The 26,013-nt window shown below is 58.1% G+C and carries 32 protein-coding genes and 1 tRNA gene; 9 read left to right on the forward strand and 24 right to left on the reverse strand.

Translation table 11 applies throughout. The features are described 5' to 3' along the window. Positions 1–85: 85 nt before the first annotated feature. The 11 genes from U5A08_RS19905 to thrS all read right to left on the reverse strand — a co-directional run bounded on the left by U5A08_RS19905 (position 86) and on the right by thrS (position 9,233). Positions 86–655: a tyrosine-type recombinase/integrase gene (locus U5A08_RS19905; RefSeq protein ID WP_321852258.1), complete on the reverse strand. Its 570-nt coding sequence runs from the start codon at positions 653–655 to the stop codon at positions 86–88. Further along, positions 549–1,394 (reverse strand): tyrosine-type recombinase/integrase, encoded by an 846-nt coding sequence (locus tag U5A08_RS19910; protein WP_321848254.1) that lies wholly within the window; start codon positions 1,392–1,394, stop codon positions 549–551. The genes U5A08_RS19905 and U5A08_RS19910 overlap by 107 nt, the downstream gene beginning before the upstream one ends. Positions 1,395–1,776: 382 nt before the next feature. Continuing rightward, positions 1,777–1,853, reverse strand: a tRNA-Pro gene (locus tag U5A08_RS19915). A gap of 90 nt (positions 1,854–1,943) precedes the next feature. Further along, a complete protein-coding gene (locus U5A08_RS19920; protein ID WP_003174972.1) occupies positions 1,944–2,300 on the reverse strand; it encodes a MerR family transcriptional regulator in 357 nt (118 codons plus the stop codon). After that, a complete protein-coding gene (gene ihfA, locus U5A08_RS19925) occupies positions 2,281–2,583 on the reverse strand; it encodes an integration host factor subunit alpha (protein WP_002553164.1) in 303 nt (100 codons plus the stop codon). The genes U5A08_RS19920 and ihfA overlap by 20 nt, the downstream gene beginning before the upstream one ends. Before the next feature lie 3 nt (positions 2,584–2,586). Continuing rightward, entirely contained in the window at positions 2,587–4,965 is a 2,379-nt protein-coding gene (gene pheT / locus U5A08_RS19930; RefSeq protein WP_321848256.1) for a phenylalanine--tRNA ligase subunit beta, read from the reverse strand. Between the two features lie 26 nt (positions 4,966–4,991). Next, complete coding sequence (gene pheS, locus U5A08_RS19935) at positions 4,992–6,008, reverse strand: phenylalanine--tRNA ligase subunit alpha (protein WP_247395785.1); 1,017 nt, start codon at positions 6,006–6,008, stop codon at positions 4,992–4,994. 109 nt (positions 6,009–6,117) lie between these two features. Beyond that, on the reverse strand, positions 6,118–6,474 hold the full coding sequence (rplT, locus tag U5A08_RS19940; protein ID WP_321848259.1) for a 50S ribosomal protein L20: 357 nt from the start codon (positions 6,472–6,474) through the stop codon (positions 6,118–6,120). A gap of 30 nt (positions 6,475–6,504) precedes the next feature. Further along, positions 6,505–6,699 (reverse strand): 50S ribosomal protein L35, encoded by a 195-nt coding sequence (gene rpmI / locus U5A08_RS19945; RefSeq protein WP_002553160.1) that lies wholly within the window; start codon positions 6,697–6,699, stop codon positions 6,505–6,507. Positions 6,700–6,759: 60 nt separating this feature from the next. Further along, positions 6,760–7,311 carry a translation initiation factor IF-3 gene (gene infC, locus U5A08_RS19950; RefSeq protein WP_169851780.1) on the reverse strand — a complete coding sequence of 184 codons (552 nt, stop codon included), beginning with the start codon at positions 7,309–7,311 and terminating at the stop codon, positions 6,760–6,762. Beyond that, on the reverse strand, positions 7,311–9,233 hold the full coding sequence (gene thrS, locus U5A08_RS19955) for a threonine--tRNA ligase (protein WP_247395787.1): 1,923 nt from the start codon (positions 9,231–9,233) through the stop codon (positions 7,311–7,313). Before thrS ends, infC begins: the two co-directional genes overlap by 1 nt. 367 nt (positions 9,234–9,600) lie before the next feature. Between thrS and U5A08_RS19960 the strand changes: the two genes are divergently transcribed. Beyond that, complete coding sequence (locus tag U5A08_RS19960) at positions 9,601–9,915, forward strand: hypothetical protein (RefSeq protein WP_253397494.1); 315 nt, start codon at positions 9,601–9,603, stop codon at positions 9,913–9,915. Positions 9,916–10,204: 289 nt separating this feature from the next. Further along, positions 10,205–10,417: a cold-shock protein gene (locus U5A08_RS19965; RefSeq protein WP_003234260.1), complete on the forward strand. Its 213-nt coding sequence runs from the start codon at positions 10,205–10,207 to the stop codon at positions 10,415–10,417. 72 nt (positions 10,418–10,489) lie between these two features. On the opposite strand, the gene U5A08_RS19970 is transcribed toward U5A08_RS19965, so the two are convergent. Together U5A08_RS19970 and U5A08_RS19975 are read right to left on the reverse strand one after the other, a co-directional pair. Then, positions 10,490–10,810, reverse strand: a complete 321-nt coding sequence (locus U5A08_RS19970; protein WP_017847669.1) for an I78 family peptidase inhibitor — start codon at positions 10,808–10,810, stop codon at positions 10,490–10,492. Positions 10,811–10,954: 144 nt separating this feature from the next. After that, positions 10,955–11,263 carry a hypothetical protein gene (locus tag U5A08_RS19975; protein ID WP_247395790.1) on the reverse strand — a complete coding sequence of 103 codons (309 nt, stop codon included), beginning with the start codon at positions 11,261–11,263 and terminating at the stop codon, positions 10,955–10,957. A 171-nt stretch (positions 11,264–11,434) separates the two neighbouring features. On the opposite strand from U5A08_RS19975, the gene U5A08_RS19980 reads away from it, so the two are divergent. Beyond that, on the forward strand, positions 11,435–11,647 hold the full coding sequence (locus U5A08_RS19980) for a hypothetical protein (RefSeq protein WP_247395793.1): 213 nt from the start codon (positions 11,435–11,437) through the stop codon (positions 11,645–11,647). A 33-nt stretch (positions 11,648–11,680) separates the two neighbouring features. Here U5A08_RS19980 and U5A08_RS19985 read toward each other — a convergent pair whose 3' ends face one another. The 7 genes from U5A08_RS19985 to U5A08_RS20015 are packed head-to-tail and all read right to left on the reverse strand — an operon-like array spanning position 11,681 to position 18,648. After that, positions 11,681–12,709 (reverse strand): nucleoside hydrolase, encoded by a 1,029-nt coding sequence (locus tag U5A08_RS19985; protein ID WP_321848264.1) that lies wholly within the window; start codon positions 12,707–12,709, stop codon positions 11,681–11,683. A 26-nt stretch (positions 12,710–12,735) separates the two neighbouring features. Continuing rightward, complete coding sequence (gene rbsD, locus U5A08_RS19990; protein ID WP_247395797.1) at positions 12,736–13,140, reverse strand: D-ribose pyranase; 405 nt, start codon at positions 13,138–13,140, stop codon at positions 12,736–12,738. Further along, positions 13,137–14,054, reverse strand: a complete 918-nt coding sequence (gene rbsK, locus U5A08_RS19995) for a ribokinase (RefSeq protein ID WP_321848265.1) — start codon at positions 14,052–14,054, stop codon at positions 13,137–13,139. Before rbsK ends, rbsD begins: the two co-directional genes overlap by 4 nt. 23 nt (positions 14,055–14,077) lie before the next feature. Continuing rightward, on the reverse strand, positions 14,078–15,100 hold the full coding sequence (locus U5A08_RS20000) for a LacI family DNA-binding transcriptional regulator (RefSeq protein WP_253397497.1): 1,023 nt from the start codon (positions 15,098–15,100) through the stop codon (positions 14,078–14,080). 3 nt (positions 15,101–15,103) lie between these two features. Further along, positions 15,104–16,081: an ABC transporter permease gene (locus U5A08_RS20005; RefSeq protein WP_247395802.1), complete on the reverse strand. Its 978-nt coding sequence runs from the start codon at positions 16,079–16,081 to the stop codon at positions 15,104–15,106. After that, positions 16,078–17,631: a sugar ABC transporter ATP-binding protein gene (locus U5A08_RS20010; protein ID WP_321848271.1), complete on the reverse strand. Its 1,554-nt coding sequence runs from the start codon at positions 17,629–17,631 to the stop codon at positions 16,078–16,080. The genes U5A08_RS20005 and U5A08_RS20010 overlap by 4 nt, the downstream gene beginning before the upstream one ends. Before the next feature lie 57 nt (positions 17,632–17,688). Then, positions 17,689–18,648, reverse strand: a complete 960-nt coding sequence (locus U5A08_RS20015; protein ID WP_253397501.1) for a sugar ABC transporter substrate-binding protein — start codon at positions 18,646–18,648, stop codon at positions 17,689–17,691. 553 nt (positions 18,649–19,201) lie between these two features. Between U5A08_RS20015 and U5A08_RS20020 the strand changes: the two genes are divergently transcribed. The 3 genes from U5A08_RS20020 (at position 19,202) to U5A08_RS20030 (ending at position 21,429) form a co-directional block, all read left to right on the forward strand. Then, on the forward strand, positions 19,202–20,290 hold the full coding sequence (locus U5A08_RS20020; protein WP_253397503.1) for an asparaginase: 1,089 nt from the start codon (positions 19,202–19,204) through the stop codon (positions 20,288–20,290). Positions 20,291–20,480: 190 nt separating this feature from the next. After that, complete coding sequence (locus U5A08_RS20025; protein WP_247395806.1) at positions 20,481–20,732, forward strand: DUF1654 domain-containing protein; 252 nt, start codon at positions 20,481–20,483, stop codon at positions 20,730–20,732. 4 nt (positions 20,733–20,736) lie between these two features. Beyond that, a complete protein-coding gene (locus tag U5A08_RS20030) occupies positions 20,737–21,429 on the forward strand; it encodes an endonuclease (protein ID WP_321848273.1) in 693 nt (230 codons plus the stop codon). A 43-nt stretch (positions 21,430–21,472) separates the two neighbouring features. On the opposite strand, the gene U5A08_RS20035 is transcribed toward U5A08_RS20030, so the two are convergent. Next, positions 21,473–21,853 (reverse strand): SPOR domain-containing protein, encoded by a 381-nt coding sequence (locus U5A08_RS20035; RefSeq protein WP_247395808.1) that lies wholly within the window; start codon positions 21,851–21,853, stop codon positions 21,473–21,475. Positions 21,854–22,100: 247 nt separating this feature from the next. Here U5A08_RS20035 and csrA point away from each other — a divergent pair, with 247 nt between their 5' ends. The 3 genes from csrA (at position 22,101) to U5A08_RS20050 (ending at position 23,161) form a co-directional block, all read left to right on the forward strand. Then, positions 22,101–22,295 carry a carbon storage regulator CsrA gene (gene csrA / locus U5A08_RS20040; RefSeq protein ID WP_003192511.1) on the forward strand — a complete coding sequence of 65 codons (195 nt, stop codon included), beginning with the start codon at positions 22,101–22,103 and terminating at the stop codon, positions 22,293–22,295. Between the two features lie 210 nt (positions 22,296–22,505). Then, the gene (locus U5A08_RS20045) at positions 22,506–22,769 is read left to right on the forward strand and encodes a hypothetical protein (protein WP_253397509.1); all 264 of its coding nucleotides are present in this window, start codon (positions 22,506–22,508) and stop codon (positions 22,767–22,769) included. A 95-nt stretch (positions 22,770–22,864) separates the two neighbouring features. After that, the gene (locus U5A08_RS20050) at positions 22,865–23,161 is read left to right on the forward strand and encodes a hypothetical protein (protein WP_253397511.1); all 297 of its coding nucleotides are present in this window, start codon (positions 22,865–22,867) and stop codon (positions 23,159–23,161) included. Positions 23,162–23,179: 18 nt separating this feature from the next. Here U5A08_RS20050 and U5A08_RS20055 read toward each other — a convergent pair whose 3' ends face one another. The 3 genes from U5A08_RS20055 to U5A08_RS20065 form a co-directional block, all read right to left on the reverse strand. After that, entirely contained in the window at positions 23,180–23,857 is a 678-nt protein-coding gene (locus tag U5A08_RS20055; protein WP_321848276.1) for an HAD-IA family hydrolase, read from the reverse strand. A 183-nt stretch (positions 23,858–24,040) separates the two neighbouring features. Beyond that, positions 24,041–24,991: a DUF979 domain-containing protein gene (locus U5A08_RS20060; RefSeq protein WP_253397515.1), complete on the reverse strand. Its 951-nt coding sequence runs from the start codon at positions 24,989–24,991 to the stop codon at positions 24,041–24,043. Beyond that, complete coding sequence (locus U5A08_RS20065; protein WP_247395817.1) at positions 24,988–25,704, reverse strand: DUF969 domain-containing protein; 717 nt, start codon at positions 25,702–25,704, stop codon at positions 24,988–24,990. Before U5A08_RS20065 ends, U5A08_RS20060 begins: the two co-directional genes overlap by 4 nt. Between the last annotated feature and the right edge of the window lie 309 nt (positions 25,705–26,013).

The following is a 26,013-nucleotide window of genomic DNA, read 5'->3' on the forward strand; positions in this document are numbered from 1 at the left end:
AAACTTTTTTCAGTTTAGGCCAACCATTGAAAGATATGGTCGGGACGGAGTTATTTGAACACTCGCCTCCTAGGACTGCATGCGATTAACTAGCAAACTCGCGCTGCGGGCTCAGAAAATCTGTTGAAGGTTGCCCAATTTTCGCCATATAGGTTTCAGGCGCAGGCGGCGTAATGCCAATCTCTAGCGCATCTAGCAAATCCGCCCAATATTGCATCATCCTGCGTCTCGGTTCGACGTATTCTGCATGATTGTATGCAGCCCGAATTTGGTTGGTATCAGCGTGTGAAAGCTGCGCCTCAATCCACTCTTCTACAAAACCAACCTCGTTGAGCGCCGTCGAGATGGTTGCCCTGATGCCATGACCGGTGAGCCTTCCTTTGTAACCCATCCGGCTGATTGCGGTGTTAAGGGTATTTTCACTGATCATTTCCTGCGGTTCGTATCGGTGAACCAGCAGGTACCGCGCAGCGCGCGCCCTTAACTGCATTAGCCGCTGCACAATTGCAATTGCTTGGACAGACAGTGGAATCACATAAGGTGGGATCTCATTCCCCTGTGTTCGAACACGACTCCGGAGTTGCTTCACACCCTCCGGCGGCACCAGCCAGACCCCCCTGTCGAAGTCGAATTGGCCTGGCGTAGCCGCCCGCAGCTCTCCTGTACGAACCCCTGTCAGCAGCAATAGACGAATACCAAGCCGTTTCTGCACCCCCATATTGGGTGACGGTCCTGAGCAGTCCTGGAAGTTCATTTACCTGGAGGAAGGGATTATGGCGAACTGGCCGCGGCGTCTCGGCTACGATATCAAGATCTGCTGCTGGGTTCACATCAACGAGCCCTTCCGCCATGGCAAACCGAAAGATCTGGTTGAGCCAAGTGCGCACCTTTCGAGCAGAGACAAGCGCCCCTCTGCGCTCAATTCGCCTAATGAGCTCCAGCACGTCACCACGAGAAATATCTGAGATCGGAAGATCGCCCAAACACGGCAGCATGTCCTTCTTCAGGTATTTGCTCGCTTGCCCTGCACTGCCCTTCTTACTTTTCGTCAGCTTTTTACTTCGGAACTCATGCCAGCGACCAACAACCGCTTCAAACGTGTTGTTGGCGGCGTGAGCGGCTTTTTGGCGCTCGGCGCGACGATGTGAGCGGGGATCGATATTGTTAGCCACCAGCGCACGTGCAGCCTCTCTCCGCTGGCGAGCCTCCTTGAGACTGACGTCGGGATAGATACCAAGGGAAATACGCAATTGCTTGTCATGCCAATAGAAACGGAAATGCCAGCGTTTCGAACCCGTCGTAGGCACTTGCAGAGATAAGCCATCCCCATCAGTTAACGTATAAGGCTTGCTGGCGGGCTTGGCTTGCTTGATCGCTGTATCTGTCAGAGCCATCAGACACCTCCTTTTGGATCAAGGAGGGGAATACAACCCAGCGGTAGACGCACCAATACGAAAATTGATGCGCAAGGAATCGTAAAAGGCTGTGCCAGCGGTGTACTTAAATGTGTACTTAAAAACCGTGGCTGGAGATGGATTCCAGTGGAATTCAGAAAACGAAAAAAGCGGCTCAAGGCCGCTATTTCCGTAGCTTCCAGGCGTTCAGTGGGCCTTAGTGGAAGCAAATATGGCGCAGCGGACGAGACTCGAACACAACCAAGCCTCTCAAATGGTAAAGCTATTAAGATCCAAGATATTCGTGGGAGTAAATGTGGGAGTATTTTTCAGGCATGAAAAAGCCCAACCTTTTCAGATTGGGCTAAGTCATTGAAAAATATGGTCGGGACGGAGTGATTCGAACACTCGACCCCTAGCACCCCATGCTAGTGCGCTACCGGACTGCGCTACGCCCCGACTAGGCGTGTTACTGGGTTCGCTTCGCAATGAAGCGATCAGGAATATACCGCAAGCTTTTGAAATGTGGAAGTATTTTAAAAGCCTGAATTATTTCTTCAGAACCACCAGCACATCTTCGAGTTCGGAGATCATTTGGCGGATCAACTGCTTGTATTGGGTGGTGTCGTCTTTGGCTTCATCACCGGACATGCGCTGGCGCGCGCCGCTGATGGTGAACCCCTGGTCGTATAGCAATGCACGGATCTGTCGGATCATCAGCACATCCTGGCGCTGATAATACCGACGGTTCCCGGTGCGTTTGACGGGGTTGAGTTGAGGAAACTCCTGCTCCCAATAGCGCAGCACGTGCGGCTTTACCGCACAGAGCTCGCTGACTTCACCGATGGTGAAGTAGCGTTTGCCTGGGATGACGGGTAACTCGTCGTTATGACTTGGTTCCAGCATAAGCCTCAACTCGGGCCTTCAACTTCTGCCCTGGACGAAAGGTGACCACACGGCGAGCCGTGATCGGGATTTCTTCTCCCGTTTTTGGATTGCGGCCAGGCCGCTGGCGTTTGTCCCGCAGGTCAAAATTACCGAAACCGGACAATTTAACCTGTTCGTTGTCTTCCAGAGCGTGTCTGATTTCTTCAAAAAACAGCTCGACCAATTCCTTGGCCTCGCGCTTGTTCAGACCCAACTCTTCGTACAGACGTTCCGCCATCTCAGCTTTCGTCAAAGCCCCCATACGTCACTTCCTTAACGTGGCGTTTAACCTTTGTTCAAGCGATGTGAGGATATTTTGTGTCGTGGCATTCACCTCATCGTCATTAAGAGTGCGCGATGGATGCTGCCAGGTCAAGCCAACTGCAAGGCTTTTTCTATGCGGATCAATGCCTTTACCCTGATAGACGTCAAATAGCCTGAGGTCCGTCAGCCATTCGCCTGCATTTTCACGGATTACATCCAGAACAGCCGTGGCGGACACTTCGCGATCAGCAATCAACGCCAGGTCGCGACGTACTTCCGGGAAGCGCGACAGCTCGCTGAATTTCGGCATCTTGCCCGAAGCGACTTCGGCCAGAACCAGTTCGAAAACGAAGACCGGACGGTCGAGACCGAGGGTTTTCGACAGTTCCGGGTGAAGCGCGCCGACGAAACCCACCAAGCGACCTTCGCGCTCGATACGCGCCGTCTGGCCCGGGTGCAGCGCCGGGTGGCTGCCCGGCACGAACGTGAAGTCGTTCAGTGCTCCGGCAAAACCCAATACGGCTTCCACGTCAGCTTTAACGTCGAAGAAGTCCACCGCATCGCGGCCTTGGGCCCAACCTTCCGGCAAGCGGCTGCCGCAAACAACACCGGCGAGCATCGGCTCTTGCTTCAAGCCATCCAGTTGGCCGACGAAACGCAGGCCGCTTTCGAACATGCGCACGCGGTCTTGCTGGCGGTTCAGGTTGTGGGAAAGCGCTTTCACCAAGCCTGGCCACAACGACGAACGCATGGCGGCCATATCGTTGGAGATCGGGTTGGCCAACAACAGCGGCTCGACGCCTGGGTTGAACAGTTCGAACTGCTTCGGATCGATGAAGCTGTAGGTCACCGCTTCCTGATAGCCACGGGCAACCAGCAGACGACGCAGTTCAGGCAGGTGCGCGCGCGCTTCAGCCTTGGGTTGCGGCGCCAGGCGCGCTTGCGGGTAGCGAACCGGCAGACGGTTGTAGCCGTAGAGACGGGCCAGCTCTTCGATCAGGTCGACTTCGAGGCTGATATCGAAGCGATGGCTTGGCACTTCAACGCGCCACTGCCCGGCGTCACCCGCAGCAATACCCAGGCCGAGGGCCGAAAGCAGACGCTCGATTTCAGCCGGCTCGATCACCAGGCCGAGCATCTGCTCAACGCTTTTAGCGCGCAGGGTGATCGGTGCAATCGACGGCAGGTATTGTTCGCTGACGGTTTCAGTGATCGGGCCCGCCTCGCCACCGGTGATTTCCAGCAGCAGGCCAGTGGCGCGCTCCATGGCTTCACGCGCCAGTTTCCAGTCAACGCCACGCTCGTAGCGGTGCGACGCATCGGTGTGCAGGCCGTAGGAGCGAGCCTTGCCAGCGATGGCGATCTGGTCGAAGAATGCGCTCTCAAGGAAGATGTCACGCGTGGTTGCGGACACACCGCTGTGTTCGCCACCCATCACACCGGCAATTGCCAGGGCGCGGGAATGGTCAGCAATCACCAAGGTGTCGGCACGCAGGCTGACTTCCTGACCGTCGAGCAGAACCAGCTTCTCGCCTTCTTCCGCCATACGCACACGGATGCCGCCATTGATTTCGGCGAGATCGAAAGCGTGCAACGGCTGGCCGAGTTCAATCATCACATAGTTGGTGATATCAACGGCAGCGTCGATGCTGCGCACGTCGGCGCGACGCAGGCGCTCAACCATCCACAGCGGCGTTGGCTTGGACAGGTCGACGTTACGGATCACACGCCCCAGGTAACGCGGGCAAGCGTTGGGTACCAGCACTTCGATCGGGCGCACTTCATCATGCACCGCAGCGACTGCGGCAACCACCGGCCGGGTGACGGGAGCGTTGTACAGCGCGCCGACTTCACGAGCCAGGCCCGCCAGGGACAGGCAGTCGCCGCGGTTCGGGGTCAGGTCGACCTCGATGCTGGCGTCTTCCAGTTCCAGGTAGACACGGATGTCCTGGCCCACGGGCGCGTCGGCCGGCAGTTCCATCAGGCCATCATTGCCCTCGCCCACCTGCAGCTCAACCTGGGAGCACAGCATGCCGTTGGACTCAACGCCACGCAGCTTGGCTTTCTTGATTTTGAAGTCGCCCGGCAGTTCGGCACCGATCATGGCGAACGGGATCTTCAAGCCCGGGCGCACATTGGGCGCACCGCACACGACCTGGAACGTCTCCGCGCCATTGCTGACCTGACACACACGCAATTTGTCGGCATCGGGGTGCTGCTCGGTGCTCAGCACCTCGCCCACAACCACACCGCTGAATACGCCGGCGGCCGGAGTAACGCTATCGACCTCAAGACCGGCCATCGACAGACGAGCAACCAGCTCGTCGCGGCTTACCTGCGGGCTTACCCAGCCACGCAGCCATTGTTCACTGAATTTCATCCTGCTCTCCTAAAGATTCGTTACGACTAGCGAAATTGCGCGAGGAACCGCAAGTCGTTGTCGAAGAACAGACGCAAGTCGTTCACGCCGTAACGCAGCATGGCCAGACGCTCAACGCCCATGCCGAAGGCAAAGCCCGAGAACTCTTCCGGGTCGATCCCGGACATGCGCAGCACGTTGGGGTGAACCATGCCGCAGCCCATTACTTCCAGCCAGCCGGTCTGCTTGCAGACGCGGCAGCCTTTACCGCTGCACATCACGCATTCCATGTCGACTTCGGCGGAAGGCTCGGTGAACGGGAAGAACGATGGACGGAAACGCACTGCCAGCTCTTTCTCGAAGAACACCCGCAGGAACTCTTCGATGGTGCCTTTGAGGTCGGCGAAATTGATATCGCGATCGACCAGCAGGCCTTCGACCTGATGGAACATCGGCGAGTGGGTAATATCGGAGTCGCTGCGGTACACACGGCCTGGGCAGACAATGCGGATCGGCGGCTTGTTCGCTTCCATGGTGCGGACCTGTACCGGCGAGGTATGGGTGCGCAACAGCATGTTTGCGTTGAAATAGAAGGTGTCGTGCATCGACCGGGCCGGGTGATGGCCTGGGATGTTGAGCGCCTCGAAGTTGTGATAGTCGTCTTCGACCTCAGGGCCTTCGGCGATGCCGTAGCCGATATGGGTGAAGAACTGCTCGATACGCTCCAGAGTCCGGGTGATCGGATGCAGACCGCCCGAGGCCTGACCACGGCCAGGCAAGGTCACGTCAATGGACTCGGCGGCGAGCTTGGCCGCAAGTTCGGCCTCCTCGAGCGACGCCTTTCGCGCATTGAGAACCTCTGTGACACGCTCCTTGGCGACGTTGATCAGCGCACCGACTTGCGGACGCTCTTCAGCCGGCAAATTCCCCAGGGTCTTCATCACCTGAGTCAATTCACCCTTTTTGCCAAGGTAGTGAACCCGGATTTGCTCCAGGGCATTGATATCTTCAGCGCTTTGCACAGCCTCAAGAGCTTGAGCGACGAGCGCGTCCAGGTTTTCCATGTACAGACTCCAGATACAAAATAGGGGAAGAGCTTGAAGGCTCTTCCCCTATTTATGACGTTTAACACCTTGGGCCACAGGAGTAGCCCAGGGTGACTGTCGGGGGTACTTAAGCCAAGGTGGCTTTAGCTTTCTCGACAATCGCAGCAAACGCCGCTTTTTCGTTCACTGCCAGATCAGCCAGAACCTTACGGTCGATCTCAATGGACGCTTTTTTCAGGCTAGCGATGAAACGGCTGTAGGACAGACCGTTAACACGAGCACCAGCGTTGATACGAGCGATCCACAGAGCGCGGAACTGACGTTTTTTCTGACGGCGGTCACGGTAGGCGTATTGGCCTGCCTTGATTACCGCTTGTTTGGCAACACGGAATACGCGTGAACGCGCGCCGTAGTAGCCTTTAGCAAGTTTCAGAATTTTTTTGTGACGCTTACGGGCCATGACGCCACGCTTAACACGAGCCATGAGTTACTTCCTCTATTCTTGATCCAAAAATTAACGAAGGCGCAGCATGCGCTCGACTTTTGCCACGTCAGACGGATGCAGCAAGCTGCTACCGCGCAGTTGACGCTTACGCTTGGTCGACATTTTGGTCAGGATGTGGCTCTTGAAAGCGTGCTTGTGCTTGATACCGTTAGCAGTTTTCAGAAACCGCTTAGCAGCACCACTTTTAGTCTTCATCTTTGGCATGTTCGGATACTCCGCATTCAGTTGATAAACATAATCAGAAGGCCTGCCGTGCCCTATTGATTACTTCTTCTTTTTCGGGGCGATGACCATGATCAGTTGGCGTCCTTCCATCTTAGGATGCTGTTCGACCGAACCGTACTCGAGCAGGTCAGCTTCAACCCGCTTGAGGAGTTCCATCCCCAGCTCCTGGTGGGCCATCTCACGGCCGCGGAATCGCAAGGATACCTTGGCCCTGTCCCCATCACTCAGGAAACGTACCAGGTTGCGCAGTTTTACCTGGTAATCCCCTTCCTCCGTCCCTGGACGAAACTTGATTTCTTTAACCTGGATCTGCTTCTGGTTTTTCTTGGCAGCGGCAATCTGCTTCTTCTTCTCGAAGATCGATTTGCCGTAGTCCATCAGCTTGCAGACAGGCGGTACAGCATCGGCGGAAATCTCCACCAAATCGAGCTTGGCTTCTTCAGCCTTAAGAAGCGCGTCTTCAATTGACACAATCCCAAGCTGCTCACCCTCAGCCCCAATTAACCGAACCTCGCGTGCCGAGATATTCTCGTTGATCGGGGCTTTCGGTGCAGCTCGTTTATCTTGTCTCATTTCACGCTTAATAATAATTACTCCGAATCTGGGCGACCACGCCGGGAAACCGCTTGCGCGAGGAACTCAGCGAACTGGGCGACGGGCATCGAGCCCAGGTCAGCACCTTCACGAGTACGCACAGCGACAGTCTGCATCTCGACTTCCCGATCTCCGATAACCAAAAGATAGGGAACCTTGAGCAAAGTATGCTCGCGGATTTTAAAGCCGATCTTTTCATTTCTCAAGTCGGACTTGGCACGAAATCCGCTTTCGTTGAGAGTTTTTTCAACTTCAGCAGCAAAATCGGCCTGTTTATCAGTGATATTCATGATCACTGCCTGGGTCGGAGCCAACCACGCGGGGAATGCGCCCTCGTAGTGCTCGATCAGGATACCGACGAACCGTTCGAACGAGCCGAGGATCGCCCGGTGCAACATAACCGGGTGTTTACGGCTGTTGTCTTCGGAGACGTATTCGGCTCCCAGACGGATCGGCAGGTTAAAATCGAGCTGCAAAGTACCACATTGCCAGACACGACCAAGACAATCTTTCAACGAGAACTCGATTTTCGGGCCGTAGAAGGCGCCCTCACCCGGCTGCAGATCATACGCAAGGCCCGCGCTGTCTAGCGCAGCGGCCAGTGCCGCTTCGGCGCGATCCCACAGTTCATCGGAACCGACGCGTTTTTCCGGACGAGTGGACAGCTTCATTTCGACTTCGGTAAAGCCGAAGTCGCGATAAACGTCCATGGTCAGCTTGATGAACGCAGCGGATTCGGCCTGCATCTGCTCTTCGGTGCAGAAGATGTGGGCGTCGTCCTGAGTGAAGCCGCGCACGCGCATGATGCCGTGCAGCGCACCCGACGGCTCGTTACGGTGGCAGGCACCGAACTCGGCCAGGCGCATCGGCAACTCGCGGTAGCTCTTCAAGCCCTGGTTGAACACCTGCACGTGGCATGGGCAGTTCATCGGCTTGATGGCGTAGTCGCGGTTTTCCGACTGGGTAGTGAACATGTTGTCGGCGTAGTTGGCCCAGTGCCCGGATTTCTCCCACAGGCTGCGGTCAACGACCTGGGGAGTCTTGATCTCCAGGTAGCCGTTTTCGCGCTGAACCTTGCGCATGTACTGCTCAAGCACTTGGTACAGGGTCCAGCCGTTCGGGTGCCAGAACACCATGCCCGGCGCTTCTTCCTGAAGGTGGAACAGGTTCAGGCGCTTACCGATCTTGCGATGGTCGCGCTTCTCGGCTTCTTCGATGCGCTGGACGTAGGCGGCCAACTGCTTCTTGTCAGCCCAGGCCGTGCCGTAGATGCGCTGCAACTGCTCGTTCTTCGCGTCGCCGCGCCAGTAGGCGCCGGACAGCTTGGTCAACTTGAACGACTTGAGGAAGCGCGTGTTCGGCACGTGCGGGCCACGGCACATGTCGACGTATTCTTCGTGGTAGTACAGGCCCATGGCCTGCTCGTCCGGCATGTCTTCCACCAGGCGCAGCTTGTAGTCTTCGCCACGGGCGGTGAACACGTCGATCACTTCGGCGCGCGGCGTGACTTTCTTGATCACGTCGTAATCTTTTTCGATCAGCGCGTGCATGCGCTGTTCGATCGCAGCCAAGTCGTCCGGAGTAAAAGGACGCTCGTAGGCGATGTCGTAATAGAAGCCTTCGTCAATGACCGGACCGATCACCATTTTCGCCGTCGGGTACAGCTGCTTGACCGCGTGGCCAATCAGGTGCGCGCAAGAGTGGCGAATGATCTCCAGCCCCTCTTGATCCTTGGGCGTGATGATTTGCAGGCTGGCATCAGTGGTGATCAGGTCGCTGGCGTCGACCAGCTTGCCGTCGACCTTGCCGGCCACGGTAGCTTTGGCCAAGCCGGCACCAATGGATGCGGCGACCTCGGCTACGGAAACCGAATGATCGAATGAACGTTGACTGCCGTCGGGAAGAGTAATAGTTGGCATGGCGCCTCCTCTCCTAGTGGTGACCCCTACCAAAGGTCACGTGGGTTGGGATGAGCCAGTACAAGATCCAATACCAGGCCGTTCAGTGATGAACGCCTGCCTTACAGCGGCAGGAGCCTTTCGGCCAACCGATGATCGAACCAGAGTGACTGGAGTGGAAAAAAAAGGAACATGGCAAGGCGGCATTTGGCGCGCCCGGAAATAGCCAAGCGCAAGATGCTAGCACAGATGAACGGTCATCGCGTCCGCAGCGCCGCAGGTAATAACAAATTCCCGCCTTTATAGGGGAAAAAGTGAACTTGAGCTGTACGCCGCCCCTCAAATCCATCGAGAATCGCCGTTCGTCCTCACGACTTTGGAGCATTTAATGATGCGTTTTTCCTCAACTTTTGCGCTTGCAGCATCCCTTACCCTTATCTCCCTTGGCGCACACGCAGCAGCCCCTTCGAACTGGCCTGCGGGCGCCAGGGACGCGTTCGTTAAAGACTGCAGCTCAGCCGCCAGCCAGAACGTGGACATCAAAACCGCCAAAGCACACTGCGAATGCGGCGCCGACAAGATCAATGCCGAATTGAGCACCGCGGAAATCAAGGAACTCATGACGAACCAGAACGCGAGCCAGGCGCTAAAAAACAAAGCGGTTGCGGCGATTTCGTCCTGCAAAGTCGTGAAGAAAAACTAAGAATCACCGCGATTCGGATGGCAGTTTTTCAGTAAAAACCCTCTTAAAACTGCCATTTCGCACAAATTACGCAGCTTTTACGGCTTTTTTTACCAGTTGATATTTCGTGCAGAAGCCCCGTAGATCGGGGCTTTCAGCCCACCGAAGGACTAAACCCAAGGCTATTGATTAGCAAACAGTGCCTTGGGGGGGCTCCCAAGCCGAACATTTCGACTATGATAGCCCAGTGTGCCCAGTTGGCCTGAGCAGCACAGCACTACTGAAAATATATGTTTCTTGGAGATACACCATGTCTAATCGCCAAACCGGCACCGTTAAATGGTTCAACGATGAAAAAGGCTTCGGCTTCATCACTCCTCAAGGTGGCGGTGACGACCTGTTCGTACACTTCAAAGCTATCGAAAGCGACGGTTTCAAAAGCCTGAAAGAAGGCCAAACCGTTTCCTTCGTGGCTGAGAAAGGCCAAAAGGGTATGCAAGCTGCACAGGTTCGCGGCGAGTAATTCTCCGCTGAGCTAAAAAAACCCCGTCCATGTGACGGGGTTTTTTATGGGCGCTGCAAAAGCCTGTGGCTATCAGCCGCAATTGACCCGGGTGATCACCAGATTGTCGTCGGTGTTCAGGTTCAGGCGGTCGGAACGGTATTCCAGGGTGATCATATCGTTAGGCTTGAGAATTCGGGCGTTCTGCGCACCGGCACGGGTACGCGCCTGCTCCAGCAACTGGGGCGAGGCTTTCTGGCCGATCGTGAACTCGGCGGCCTTCGCCTCACAGCGGCTATGACCGGCATCGGTCACGGCGGCGTCTTTGGCTGGCTCAGAGGTACCCGGGGTGCTGCAACCCGCCAACGCGAGTGCCGCCAACAAAGTACCGAATGATGCGAGCTTCCAAGGCATGAAGCCTCCTATGATAAAAAATGGACAGAGATCGTGCGACAGCAGTCAGGCGGATTGGTTTCAAGACGTAAATCGCCCGCTGGCAAGTCTGCCTGACTCAGGACAAGCATTCGCCCGGTCAATCGTCACCAGATATGAACGAATTCAGTAGATATCGATGTAGTCAAACGGCGGTTTTGGCCAATTCTGTTTCAACGCATTGAAAATCTGCGTGACCCAGACCTCATCGCTGGCGGCCACATTTCCGACGTAACCGGAGCCCTTGGCCCAGGTTTCCAGGCGAAACAGCAACCCATCGATATCGACTCCCCCGACGGCCTGGCCGGAGGAGATGTAGGCAATACCGGCCCTGGTGACTCGCAATTGGGTGTGTTCATCGTCGCTGGCACTGGCGAGCAGTTGGCGCACGGCGCTCAGTGTCAGGTTCTCGGGGTTGTTCAAGTCGATCTGCACGCGGCGTTCCCCGGCAATTAAAACAGGCTGACAGTGTCGCACACGGCCGGCCCCATTCCGAAGTACCTCATGCATAAGTAGCAGTGCCAAATGCCGTACAAAATGCTTAACTGCCGGAGTAAGCACCGCGTTTTAGCGCATTACCCCGTACTTCCTGCTCGCGAGTCCCCCATGACCACCGTAACGCTCCAAGCCGACATCAAAGCCAAGTGGCCCCAAGGGCAGAGCTCCTACAGCCCCGGAAGCCCGGAAGAATTGGCGATCATCGGTATCGACCTGCTGGTCAAGGAGTTGGGCACCCAGGCCGCACAAGCGTTCATTGGCCAGGTTTTCGAGAAATACCCGGCCAATCACATGGGCGCACACAACCCCGGGCGCGAATAAGAACCGGCCGGCGAGCGCCGACCGGCAATCACCTTACTTCAGGCGCGCCAGGCGCTCGGTCAGCAGATCGAAAAAGCCCTGGGCGTCGCCATTCTCAACCCAGAACACATTCTTTTCCTGCTTCAGGCCGTCATACCAATCGACGATGGTCTGGCCAAAGGTCGGTCCTTCGCGGCTGTCCACCACCATATTGGCCTGACGCCCACTGAACAACGACGGTTTGAGCAGGTACGCGATGACCGTAGCGTCGTGCACCGGGCCGCCAGGAATGCCGTAGTGCTCCATATCGCCCTTTACGTATTCATTGAGAATATCGCCGACGACTTTGCTCGCATTGTTCTTGATGTCGGCGATTTTCTTCAGGCGCGCCTCACTGGTCAGCACCTTGTGGGTCACGTCCAACGGCAGATAGGTCAGCTTGACGCCGCTCTTGAGCACAATTTCGGCTGCGACCGGGTCGGCGAACAGGTTGAACTCGGCCACCGGTGTGATATTGCCGCCATTGAAGTGCGCACCGCCCATCACCACCACTTCCTTGATACCTTGGGTGATTTCAGGCGCCTGGGTCAGCGCCAGCGCTAGGTTGGTCTGCGGGCCAAGCATGGCGATGGTGATGCTGTGGGGCTTGGCGGTGTTCAGGGTCTTGATCAGGTAATCAACGGCATTGCCTTCGGCCAGGCCTTTTTTCGGCTCGTGTACGGCGACACCGGAGATGCCCTCCTTGCCGTGGATATTTTCGGCGTAGATCGGCGTGCGCAGCAGCGGCTTCGGCGCGCCCGCGTACACGGGGATCTCCTCACGCCCTGCCCACTCACGGGCCAGGCGCGCGTTACGCGAAGTCTTGTCCAGGCGCACATTGCCGGCGACGGTGGTCAGCGCCCGAATGTTCAACTCCTCAGGGGAAGCCATCGCAAACAGCAAGGCCACTACATCGTCGGCACCTGGGTCGGTGTCGATGATCAGGTCGATTTTTTCCGCCGCTTGGGCGCTCGCTGCGGTGAGTGCGGACAAAAGCAGAACACTCCGGAACAGATTTTTCAGGGTTGGAAGACGCCGTTGCATAAAACACTCCTTGTCGTTGGGGAACTCTAGAACGTTACGCCGGACACCAGCGCGATATTGCAATAAGGCTGGCACTCGCCCGTGCGGACAATGGCACGCGCACCGCGACTCAATTGTTTGAAGGCTTCATGGCTGACCAGACGCCGCTCGCCGAGCGCCGCCTGGTCGGTCAGGGCGTTGAGCGCACTGAGTGCCGGCGGTTGCTTGAGCAGGATTTCTTCTGCCAGCACATGGTTTTCCACCTGCATTTCACTGAGCACAACGCGCAAGGTGCTGATGAAGTCGGGAATGCCCTGGGTCAGTGCCAGGTCGATCAACTCGACACCCGGCGGCACGGGCAGGCCCGCATCACCGATAACCAGGATGTCGCCATGACCAAGGGAGGCGATCAGGCGTGACAGGGCAATATTGAGCAGCGGTGTCTTTTTCATGAGGACACAAAACCTTGAACGTCGTGCAGCGTAGGAATGGAGGGTTGCGCACCCGCGCGGGTGACTGACAGCGCGGCCGCCACCTGGCCAAAACGAATAGCCTCGGCTTCGCTTTTGCCATCGGCCAGCGCTGCGGCAAAGCCGCCGACAAACGTGTCACCGGCAGCCGTGGTATCCACCGCCTTGACCTTTGGCGCCGCCAGATGCTCAAAACGCTTACCGTCGCTGAACAGTGCGCCCTGAGCACCGAGGGTGATGATGACTTTACCGGCGCCAGCCTTGATCAACTGCATCGCGGCGAGCTTGGCGCTGTCCAGGGAGTCCACCGTCACGCCACTCAGGGCGGTGGCTTCGCTTTCATTGGGGATCAGATAATCGATCGAGGCGTACCACTGCGCCGGTAAAGGACCGCTGGCCGGGGCCGGATTGAGGATCACCGTCTTACCCAGTTCACGCCCGCGCTTGAGCGCATAACCGACGGTCTCCAGCGGCACTTCAAGCTGACAGACGATTACGTCGGCGGCCTGCAACACCGCATCGGCCGCCTGCAACGAAGCGGGCATCAGCTCGCCGTTACTGCCGGCAACGATCACGATCGCATTCTGGCTACTGTCATCCACCACAATCAACGCCACACCGCTGGAACCGTCGACGCAGCTCACAGCCTGGCAATCGATGCCTTCCACCAGCAACGCATCGCGCAATTGGCCGCCGTAGGCGTCAGTGCCGACGCAACCGATCATCGCAACCTCGGCCCCCAGCCGCGCCGACGCGACGGCCTGGTTGGCGCCCTTGCCACCGGGGACGGTGGAGAACGACTGGCCTATCAGGGTTTCACCGGCGCGGGGCAGCCGACTGGCACGGGTCACCAGGTCCATATTCAAGCTGCCTACTACCACTACTTTTGCGGGCATACATCAGTACTCATCAATTCGGTTCAGCGGTATTGGGCGAACACACCAGCGAGTGGCGCCGTCGACTCACGCAAGACAATACTTGGCGTCACGATGCGTTGATCGATCGGCAGTTGGGGGGTCGCAATCCGTCGCAGTAACAACTCGGCCGCCGTCTCGCCCAATTGCACGATCGACTGCCCGACCGTGGTCAGCGCGGGGTACACGTAACGGCCCATTTGAATGTCATCGAAGCCGATCACCGACAATTCACTCGGCACGCGGATGTTGCGCTCGGCCGCTGCACGCAATACGCCGAAACCGATCATGTCGTTGCTGGCGAAAATCGCGCTCGGCGGGTTTTCCGACAGCAACTTCACCGCCGCGGCATAACCGCCGATGCTGGTGAAGTCACTTTCCTGGGTGCGATTGGCTGCCACATCGACGCCCGCCTCGCGCAAAGCGCGGTGATACCCAGCCAGACGCATTTGCGCCACGCGGGTATGGCCGGGACCGCCGATGCAGGCGATGTCCCGATGGCCCAGCTCAAGCAGATGTCGGGTCGCCAAGTAAGCGCCCTGCTCATGATCAATGCGCACCTGGTCGACATCAATACCGTCCAGCGCCCGGTCGACGATCACCATAGGCGTGCGCACCGCGCTCAAGCCTGCGGCAAGGCCGCTGTCGTCGCCGCCCACCGAGGTCACGATCAAACCGTCGACGCGCTTCTCCAGCAACACCCGCAAGTAACTGCGTTGTTTTTCCGCGTTGTCGTCGGAGTTGCAGAGGATCACGCAATAGCCGTTGCGCTCGCAATAGTCCTCGATACCCCGGGCCAGCTCGGCGAAATACGGGTTGAGGCTGTTCGGCACCAACAGGCCGATGGTGGCGGTGGTCTTGGCCTTGAGCGAACGCGCCACGGCGCTGGGCACATAGTCCAGTTGCTTGATCGCGGCTTCCACCTTGAGGCGTACCGGCTCGCTGACTGGGCGCGTCTTGTTCACTACATGAGACACGGTGGTGTAGGAAATACCTGCAAGCGCTGCCACATCCTTAATCGTCGCCATGGTTCAGCCTCGCCGACTTGCGCGTTGGCTGCGGTAGGTATCGAGGACCACGGCAATCACGATCACGGCACCGGTGATGATGCGCTTGGTGGGTTCCGTGGCACCAATCTGCGCAAGGCCAGCCGCCAGCACCGAAATAATCAACACACCGAAGAACGTGCTGATCACCGAGCCGCGTCCGCCCATCAGGCTCGTGCCGCCGATCACCACTGCCGCGATCACTTGCAGCTCCAGACCGGACCCGGCGTTCGGGTCCGCCGCTTCCAGGCGCGAGATCTGGAACAGCGCCGCGACACCGGCCAGCAGGCCCATCAGACTAAACACCAGGATCTTGTAAGGCTTGGGATTGATCCCGGCCAGACGCACAGCCTCTTCATTCGTACCGATACCGATCAAGTAACGACCGAATACAGTACGGGTCAACACCAGTTGGGCGGCGACGATCACCAGCAAAGCGATGATGAACGAAGGCGAAATCCCGAAGGCAATCGGGTTGGACAGCCAGGCAAAGGAGTCACCGATATAGGCCGTGCGCGAACCGGTCATCTGGTACGCCACGCCGCGCGCCATTTCCAGCACGCCGAGAGACACAATAAACGACGGGATTCGCCAGGCCACGGTGATCGAGCCGGTGATGGTGCCGGCCAACGCGGCGCAACCCATGCCGAGCACGGCGGCCGGCAACACGCTCCAGCCCCAGCTGAGAATCGCCACGCTGACCGCCGACGCCGCCAGGGCCAGCACCGAGCCCACCGACAGGTCGATACCGCCGATGATCAGGATGAAGGTCATGCCCACCGCCAGCACCATCAGGTCCGGGATCTGGTTGGCCAGGGTGCTGAAAGTGTCGTAGGACAGGAAGTGATCGCTGAGCACCGAGAACAGCGCAATCATCGCCAGCAACGCACCCGCCAGCCCCAGGTAGGTGCCCATGCCGTAAAAGTTACCACCCGCTTTACCGGGCGAAGTTGTTGTTTTCATTGGGCATCCCTAAGCGCTGCGTCGTTGAGCAGCGCGTCACGTTTCTGATAGCCGGCAAAGGCGGCGGCGAGCAATTCATCCTGGGTCCAGCTGTCGCGCTCGAAGGTCTCGATCAACCGCCCGGCAGACAGCACGCCGATGCGGTCACAGATCAACATCAGCTCACGCAGGTCGCTGGACACCACCACCAGCGCTTTGCCCTGACGGGTCAATTCACCGAGCAACGCATAAATGTCGAACTTGGCACCCACGTCGATGCCGCGGGTCGGCTCATCGAACAGCATCACCGAGCAGTCGCGCTCCAGCCAGCGACCAATCACGACTTTCTGCTGGTTGCCGCCGGACAGTTCGGACACCAATTGCGCCGGGCTGGAACTACGGATGCGCATGGCATCGATCTGACGCTTGGCCAGAGCGGTTTCGTCGCGACTATTTACCACACCGCCGCCGGAAATTTCCGGCATGTTGCCCAAGGCGATATTCGCGCTGATGGATTGCGTCAGCAGCAGGCCTTCGCCCTTGCGGTCTTCGGTGATCAGGGCGATGCCGTGACCCACCGCGTCGACCGGCGAGCGAATGCTGACCACTTGGGCCGGCGACCCCAGGGCAACGGTGCCGCTGTCGGCCAGGTCGGCACCGAAGATCAGGCGCAGCAATTCCGTGCGGCCGGCGCCGATCAGGCCGGAGATGCCGTAGATCTCGCCGGCACGCACTTCAAAGGAGACGTCGCGGACTTTGTCGGCGCGGGTCAGTCCTTTTACCGTCAAGGCCGGGCCGCCGATGGTACGTGGCCCCAGGTCAATGTGTTCGCCCAGCTCGCGACCGACCATCAAGGTCACCAGTTGCTCGCTGTTGTAATTGGCCATCGGCTCGACGCAGACCAGTTTGCCGTCACGCAGTACCGCAATGCGTTGGGCGACACGGGCCAACTCTTCGAGCCGATGCGAAATATAAATGATCGCCACGCCCCTGGCCTGCAGGCGGGTGATTTGCTCAAACAGCATCTCGACTTCACGGGCGGTCAACATCGCCGTGGGCTCGTCGAGAATCAGCACATGGCAGTCGCCGATCAGGTTACGGGCGATCTCGACCATTTGCTGATGGCCGATGCCCAGGCTGCCGACCAGCGTGTCCGGATCGATCGCATCCAGGCCAACCTGGGCCATCGCTTCGATCGCCGCGCTGCGCAGTTGCTTGCGACTGATCCAGCCACAGTGGCTGGGCAGGTTGTCCAGGAACAGGTTTTCGGCCACGGTCAGCGTCGGCAGCAGGTTAAGTTCCTGCATGACCATGCGCACACCCAGCTCTTCAGCCTGGGTGCGGCTGCCGGGGTGGTAGTCCTGACCGTTGAACTGCATGTGCCCGGTGGTCGGTGTGACCAGCCCGCCGATGATCTTCGACAAGGTACTTTTGCCTGCGCCGTTTTCACCGGTCAGCGCCAGCACTTCCCCGCGATTGAGCGTCAGGGTGATGTCGGATAGAACTGGCTGGGCATAGGTCTTACCGATACCGCTGACCGAGAGGACAGCGTTCGGGGCGGAAGATGACATAGGAAAATCTCCAGGCGCCCGCTCAGGGTGAGCGGACGCTGTTGGGTGCACCCAGGATTACTTCTTGAGGACGAGTTCGACCGGGGTTTCGATCGCGCCGTCTTGAGCCTCTACCTTCTCACCCTTGACCAGCTTGAGCGCGTTCTGGATACCAAACACGGCCTGCTGTGCGGCAGCCTGGTCGGCTGTCGCCAGGACTCGGCCGTCCTGCAGCATCGGCTTGATCGCTTCGATGTTGTCGTAGCCCACGACCAGCACCTTACCGGCCTTGCCTGCCGCGCGCACTGCGGAGACAGCGCCCAAGGCCATGTTGTCGTTACCGGCCAACAGTGCCTTGAGGTCCGGATATTCGCTCAGCATCGCAGAGGCGACTTTCTGGCCTTGGTCGATTTCCCAGTTGCCGGATTGGGTGGAGACGATCTTCATGCCAGCCGCGTCCATCGCATCCTTGTAGCCTGCAGTGCGCTGCTGCGCGTTGGTGGTGGTCGGTACGCCTTCGATGATGCCGACCTTGTCACCTGCAGCCAGTTGCTTGGCCAGGTAATCACCCACCAGCTTGGAGCCCTTGCGGTTGTCCGGGCCGACGAAGGGAATATCGAGGTTTTTGCTTTTCAGCACGCCCGGGTCCAGGCGGTTGTCGATATTGACGACCTTGATGCCGGCATCGGAGGCTTTTTTCAGCACGGTGACCAATGCCTTGGAGTCAGCCGGCGCAATGACGATGGCGTTCACTTTGGCGAGGATCATCTGGTTGACGATATCGATCTGCGCGCTGGTATCGGTTTCGTTCTTGATACCGTTGCTGATCATGTCGAAATCCGCGGCGTGGGACTTCTGGTAGTCCTTCGCGCCCTCTAGCATGGTGACGAAGAATTCATTGGCGAGGGACTTCATCACCAGGCCGACCTTGGGTTTGGCGGCGGCGTCATCAGCGAATGCAGAAGAGAAAGGCAGCGCAGCAGATGCGGCGGCAAGCACAGCGACAGCAAGAAGACGTCCAGCGAATGGCAGCTTCATGGGTTCACTCCGATCTTATGATTATTGGGAGCAACGCTTGCACCGAAGAACACTTCGGCAGCCCTCCCACCCGGGCGGCTGATACGAACTTTCAAGAGGTTCAGGGTGCCCCCGTGAAACATCTCGCAAACGTTTGCGTTAGTCAAACTATGAGAAACTTGTCGGGATTTGTCAACGGAAGAAAACCGCACGCCCTCCAAGCCCTCTAGCCCTTATGTCACGCTGGGTTATTAAACATCGCCGCCGCCGGATCGTTTTCTAAAACGACAGGCCGTGACGTCGATGACATACGCCGCACGCGACTATCTCGTCATTATTTTCGGACAACCGAACGCAACACCCGCCTTTTGTTCGGAAAGCCGGACAATCGTTTAGAAAAACCACTCTAAACGCGAATTAAATACCAATAAAATCAGTAGGTTAAATAATAACGACCGGCAGTTTCAGGCTGGTACAAATCCTGCTCCCTCCCAGCACCTCGATGCGTTCAGAACCGCTCGAGCGCTCTAGATGAACTTGCTACCGCACTCATCAAAAACCAGAGAGAAAAATAATGAAATCTGCATTGAAGACCATTGTTCCGGGCGCCCTAGCCCTTCTGCTGCTGTTCCCTGTTGCCGCTCAGGCAAAAGACGTCGAAACCAAAACCAAACTCTCCAACGTGGTGATCCTCGCCACCGGCGGCACCATTGCCGGTGCCGGCGCCAGCGCCGCTAACAGCGCCACCTACCAGGCAGCCAAAGTCGGCATCGAGCAATTGATCGCCGGTGTTCCGGAGCTTAGCCAGGTCGCCAATGTGCGTGGCGAGCAAGTGATGCAAATTGCGTCCGAAAGCATCAACAACGAAAACCTGCTGCAACTGGGTCGCCGCGTCGCCGAACTGGCTGACAGCAAGGACGTCGACGGCATCGTGATCACCCACGGCACCGACACCCTGGAAGAAACCGCTTACTTCCTGAACCTCGTGGAAAAAACCGACAAGCCCATCGTTGTAGTCGGGTCCATGCGCCCAGGCACCGCCATGTCGGCAGACGGCATGCTCAACCTGTACAACGCCGTCGCCGTCGCTGGCAGCAAGGATGCCCGCGGCAAGGGTGTGCTGGTGACCATGAACGACGAGATCCAATCAGGTCGCGATGTCAGCAAGATGATCAACATCAAGACCGAAGCATTCAAGAGCCCATGGGGCCCGTTGGGCATGGTGGTTGAAGGCAAATCCTACTGGTTCCGCCTGCCGGCCAAGCGCCACACCATGGATTCTGAATTCGACATCAAGACCATCAAGAGCCTGCCTGACGTCGAAATCGCCTACGGTTACGGCAACGTGAGCGACACTGCCGCCAAGGCCCTGGCCCAGGCCGGCGCCAAAGCAATCATCTATGCAGGCACTGGCAACGGTTCGGTGTCCTCCAAGGTCGTCCCGGCTCTGCAGGAACTGCGTAAGCAAGGCGTGCAAATCATTCGCTCCTCCCACGTGAATGCCGGAGGTTTCGTGCTGCGCAACGCCGAACAGCCTGACGACAAGTATGACTGGGTGGCTGCCCATGACCTGAATCCGCAGAAAGCGCGGATCCTGGCGATGGTTGCCCTGACCAAGACTCAGGACAGCAAAGAGCTGCAACGGATGTTCTGGGAATACTGATTCCTGGTGACACCTGTGCAGGGGCGGATTCGCTCGCCCCTGCTTCCCCGTAGACCCCTCGCTACCCACCTCCCCGCCCTACATCAATTCGCCTGAATCGCTGTCAGACGAGTGCGCTGAGTTTTAAGCAGTTGCGAAATCGCCCACAGTCAAATACTGTATGCACGTACAGCTTATTAAGGAATCCGCCGTGGCAAAATCCTCTTCCGCAGTGCCAACCCCGCCTGACGCCTATGAACGCCTGGCCCTTCGTGTGCAAAAAATCATCAATTCGACCAACGCCCAGAAAGCCAAGGCGGCCTTGATCTTCCGTCTGCCGGATGAGCCGGAGGACGAATGGCAACGCTTGCTGGAAGAGATTGCGGAGAACGACAACGTCACACTCGCTCACCGGGACGACGGTGGCGTGCAGATTTTCTGGGTTGTGCCGAAGGAAGATTGATTCAATGAGTGTCCGTTTTACTGCTGTGTTTTTTTGCCTGTTTTTTGCCGTCACCACCCATGCCCAAGCGCCCCGAACGTTCAGCGAAGCCAAGAAAATCGCCTGGAAGCTCTACGCACCGCAATCCACCGAGTTCTATTGCGGCTGCAAATACACGGGCAACCGCGTGGACCTGAAAGCCTGCGGCTACATCCCACGCAAAAACGCTAACCGCGCCGCGCGCATCGAGTGGGAACATATCGTGCCGGCCTGGCAGATCGGGCATCAGCGCCAGTGCTGGCAGAAGGGTGGGCGTAAGAACTGTACGCGGCATGACGACGTGTTCAAACGCGCCGAAGCCGACCTGCACAACCTCGTGCCGAGCATCGGCGAGGTCAATGGCGACCGGAACAACTTCAGTTTTGGCTGGCTGCCGGTGCAAAGTGGACAGTACGGCTCATGCCTGACCCAGGTCGACTTCAAGGCCAAGAAGGTCATGCCGCGCCCGTCCATTCGCGGGATGATCGCACGGACGTATTTTTACATGAGCAAACAATACGGCTTGCGCCTGTCGAAACAGGATCGTCAACTGTACGAAGCCTGGAACAAGACCTATCCGGTGCAGGCCTGGGAGCGCCAGCGCAATCAGACGGTGGCCTGTGTGATGGGGCGTGGGAATGAGTTCGTCGGCCCGGTGAATCTGAAAGCCTGCGGCTGAAAACGAGCGGGAAAAATCGGCATTTCCCCGCTCAATCTGCCAGTTACTGCGCGACCTTGTGTTCGATGACCTGCGACTCGGTATCGTTTTTCTTGGCGCGGGCCAGCTTTTCCGTAAGCAGGGCCTGCTTGGCTTCAGCCTCGGCCTGGGTAGGAAATGGCCCCAACAGCACCACGTCCTTGCCGTCTTCCTTCACGATATAAAAATTGAAACCATGCTCCAGCAACCAGGCGGTCAGGTCGGTGATCGCCTGCAGCTTGTGGTCCGGCGGGCCTACGCGCACGTCCCATTCCTGGGCGGCAATCGCACCGATTTGCGGCTGGCTTTCAGTCACGGCCGGCTTCGCCTTGGGCTCTTCGACACGCTTGCCTTCACCGCAACCGGCCAATGCCAACACCGCCATTGCCATCGCTACTTTACGCACTGCCCTGCTCCTTTAAGGATAAAGAGGCAACTTTATCATCCACTGTCTATTCTGGCGGTCATAAACGTTGGCTTAAACAATGCGAATCATGTATCGCAGACCTGTATGATGACGCCATGGGAATTAATGTCGCCTCTATGCGTCCTAAAAGAGGCAGTCACAGGGAAGCGCTTAGCAGTAAGCTACACACATCCGACACCTGCCCTGTCTGAATCATGTGTCCTTAAAGGTAATCAAGGAGAAGTCCATGCTGATACTCACCCGTAAAGTTGGTGAAAGCATAAACATCGGTGATGACATTACGATCACCATTCTGGGCGTCAGCGGCCAGCAAGTAAGAATCGGCATCAATGCACCTAAGGATGTTGCCGTGCATCGCGAGGAGATTTACCAGCGCATCCAGGCTGGCCTAACGGCGCCAGATAAAAACCAGACGCCTTGAAGCGCCTTCAGTAGCCAGCCTTTTCGTTCACTGTAACGGCTGGCGAAAACCCTTTTGACCTGCTCGCGTTCTTTTCGCGCTCAGCGTGTCCCGCCCCTTCATCGTCGCTGAAAGATGAAACTGTCATCACGCCCGGAACTTGTTGCATGATTCGCGGCCGAATCTCGTGAAACCCTCTTCCGCCATACGAGTGCACTCAGGAGCACATCGATGAGGCCTACCACGAAGCGACCCTTTGCCGCCCGGTCCTGGATGATCGCCCTGCTCATCGGGTTCGTCTTTGCGGGGCTGGAATGCGGTTTGAGATTCGAAATCAAAGGCATCTACGTCACCGATGTACCGTCGTGGCTGGACTTGACGCTGTTGCTCGGCGGCTACCTGTTTGTATTCTGCCTCAAGCCAATCCAGAAAACCGTCCAGCGCAAAATGTGCCAGCGCGCGGCTCTGGGGGGACATCGGAGAACTGCACGCTGATCGCCAATGCCTCGCTATCAGATCACCGGTATTTACAGCCCCGCCCCAGCACCTATGCTTGCCCTTGCCCGGTCAGTTGAAAGGCGCTGAAGCCGATGGACACCCTGAGCAAATCCCAAATCGAATCTGCACTGGCATCACGCTTACCCAGTTATAAGGTCGCCTGCACATTGCATACTGACGGCACCCTTTCAGCCATTCTCAGCGGCCCGAACACCGACCACTTCACGATCACCGGCATCGTGCGCGCGCACTATCGCGGCGAAGCAGCGATTGCCCGACTTGCCAACGAGATACTCAGGGAAATGGTGCTATCGCGCCGGGGTGTGAAAAGTTATCCGTTGCAGATGCCCGGCGCACCCAGCACTTGCGAAGAAGGCCAGGGCAGGTAGAGGGCGCAGCCTTTCCTCTCAATCCATTCGGCGCTCGACGCGCAGCAAGCCTTCAGCGTCGCGCTGCACCTGAAACTGTTCATACCCGTCGATCGAAGCATGCGCCGTCACCATGAGGGTCTGGTGCGTCGAAGTCACGACCATCACATCCGCGCCCGCCGCCTCCCCCGCTCGAATCCCCACCGTTGCATCTTCAAATACCAGGCAGTCCTGGGCCGCGACACCCAGACGCTGCGCGGCGAGCACATAGCAGGCGGGGTCGGGCTTGCCGTTGTCGACATCCTCGGCCGTCACCCACACCGCCGGCGGACTGATGCCAGCCGCCTGCAGGCGCCGTAGCGCCAACTCCCTGGGAGCGGACGTCACCAACCCCCATTGATCACCGGGCACACCGCTCAAGAACGCAACGGCGCCGGGAATCGCCACGACACCCTCGACATCATTCAGCTCAGCCTCGGTGATCCATTGCGCCTCAGCCTCAGGGTCGACTCCAGGCAGCGCCTGACGCTTGATCGTATCGATCGCGCGGGCGCCATGAATGGTGGTCAGGAACGCCGCCACATCCAGGCCATGACGTTCAGCCCAGATACTCCACACCCGTTCTGCAGCCGCAATGGAGTTGAGCAAGGTGCCGTCCATATCGAACAGGAAGGCGCGGTAACGCTGGGCAAATACAGCAGGACCAGGGATGGGCACGGCGTGGCTTCCTTGTAGGCGGCGACAAAAATAGACCCGATGCAATCTACGGATCACCTCGGCGCTTGTAAACGCCAGCAGAGCTGACGGGACAGCGCACGCCCGCATAGCGTCCCACGACGGGCTCACGCGATCTTTAGCGAAGGGCTCGAACCCGCCAGCAGTAAGGTGTGCATCCTGACCTCACATCAACAGATAAAGCAGGACAATATTGACCACCAGCATCATCAACGCGGTCGGCACCTGCGCCTTGATCACCGCGTTTTTGTCCGGCAGTTCCAGCAACGCTGCCGGCACGATATTGTAGTTGGCCGCCATCGGGGTCATCAGCGTACCGCAATAGCCGGAAAACATGCCGATCGCCGCCATCACCGCCGGGTTGCCACCGTAGATGCCGACCAGCACCGGCACGCCGACGCCGCCGGTCATCACCGGAAACGCGGCGAAACCGTTACCCATGATTACCGTAAACAGCGCCATGCCCAGCACGTAAACCATCACCGCCACCAACTTGAAATCCAGGTTGATGTAAGTGGTGGTGACGTGGGCAACCGCAGTGCCGACTCCAGCCTCGTTGAACAGCAGCCCGAGCATTGCCAGCATCTGCGGCAACACCATGGCCCAACCCAGGGCCTCGGTGAGGCGACGGGATTCGCGCAAGGCTTGCACCGGCGTATCGCGAGTCAGCCAGCAGGCCAGGCCCAGGGCAATCAGGCAGCCGATCCCCAGGGAGACGAACGTGGTGTTTTTCGGGTCCAACAACGGTACGCCGCCGATCTCGGTGTGCTTGAGCAAGACCGAGCCAATCACCGTAGCCAGGGGAATCGCCAGCGCCGGGATAAACAACTTGTGGCCCAGGCGACCGGCACTCGCTCGGGACGCCTTGTCGTGCAATTGGGCATGGGTGCCACGCCCCACGCCACCCAAACCGGCGATCAACGCCATGACCACCACGCCCGCGCCGATCGCCACCGACGGCAAGCGCTCCCCCACCAGGAACGGAATGGCGAACAACAACCAGAACAACGCGCTGGACCAGCGCTTGGGGTGGCTGCGATCGAGCAGGATCATGCCCGCAGTGATCAGCAGCAACACACCGGCCAGCCAGTACAAGTATTGAATGGAAATGATCATTGCGCGGCCTCCACTGGCGTGGCGACGGCAGTCATCTCACGGGTCAATCGTCGATCGAACCGATGCAGGCGGACCGCGTGAATAATGAAGGCGCAGATCGCCGTGGGAATGCCCCACACCGCGATGTGCAGTGGCTCCACATCAATCCCCAAACCCAGCAGGAAGGTGTGCATCAACGCAATCGCACCAAACGCGACAAAGATGTCTTCGCCAAAAAACAGCCCAACGTTATCGGTGGCGGCACACATCGCCAACACCTTGTGACGCACCTTGTCCGGCAGTTTGCCGTAGCGTTTTTCCGCCGCACCTTCAGCCATTGGTGCCAGCAGCGGTCGCACCATCTGCGGATGCCCGCCGAGACTGGTCAGCCCCATGGCCGCCGTCGACTCGCGCACAAACAGGTAGATAATCAGCAAGCGCCCGACCGTGGCCCGCTCAAAACGCGCGATCCAGTTCTGCGCATGCAGGCGCAAGCCATGGCGTTCCAGCAAGCCGATCACCGCCAGGGGCAATAACAGGATCAATTGCAGGGCGCGAGTCTGAAGGAAACCATCGCCCATGGTCGCGAGGATTTTTTCTAGCGGGAAATGGGCAGCCAACCCGGTGGCGATGGCGGCGGCGGTGACCACCAAGAGCGGATTGAAGCGCAAGACAAAGCCAACCACGATCACAAGCACGCCGATCAGCGGCCATAAGTTCACAACAGTTTGCATGGCGGTGAGGTCCTTTAATGCGCGCTGCGGCGCCAATGACAGCAGGATGTGAACAAAGGGTTCACAGCAGGACAGTGGCGTGCAGTCGGCTCGGTTTTTTATTGTTGACCTGGAAGGTCGAGCGTCGATGGCGGCAACTTTGCTGCCTGGGGGCGGGAGGTGTCCAACAAGAAAAATTGGTGCTGCAAACCAATAAATTTTGTGAGTGATTGCCTTGTGTCGGCTCAGCGTGAAGATTCTTATTCAGCCACTACACTCAACAAAGCAGCTGCGCGGTTCGTGCACCGCTGCCCACGGCAATGTTACCGA

It is taken from the genome of Pseudomonas paraveronii (genome assembly GCF_963681955.1).
GTDB classification, from domain to species: domain Bacteria; phylum Pseudomonadota; class Gammaproteobacteria; order Pseudomonadales; family Pseudomonadaceae; genus Aquipseudomonas; species Aquipseudomonas paraveronii.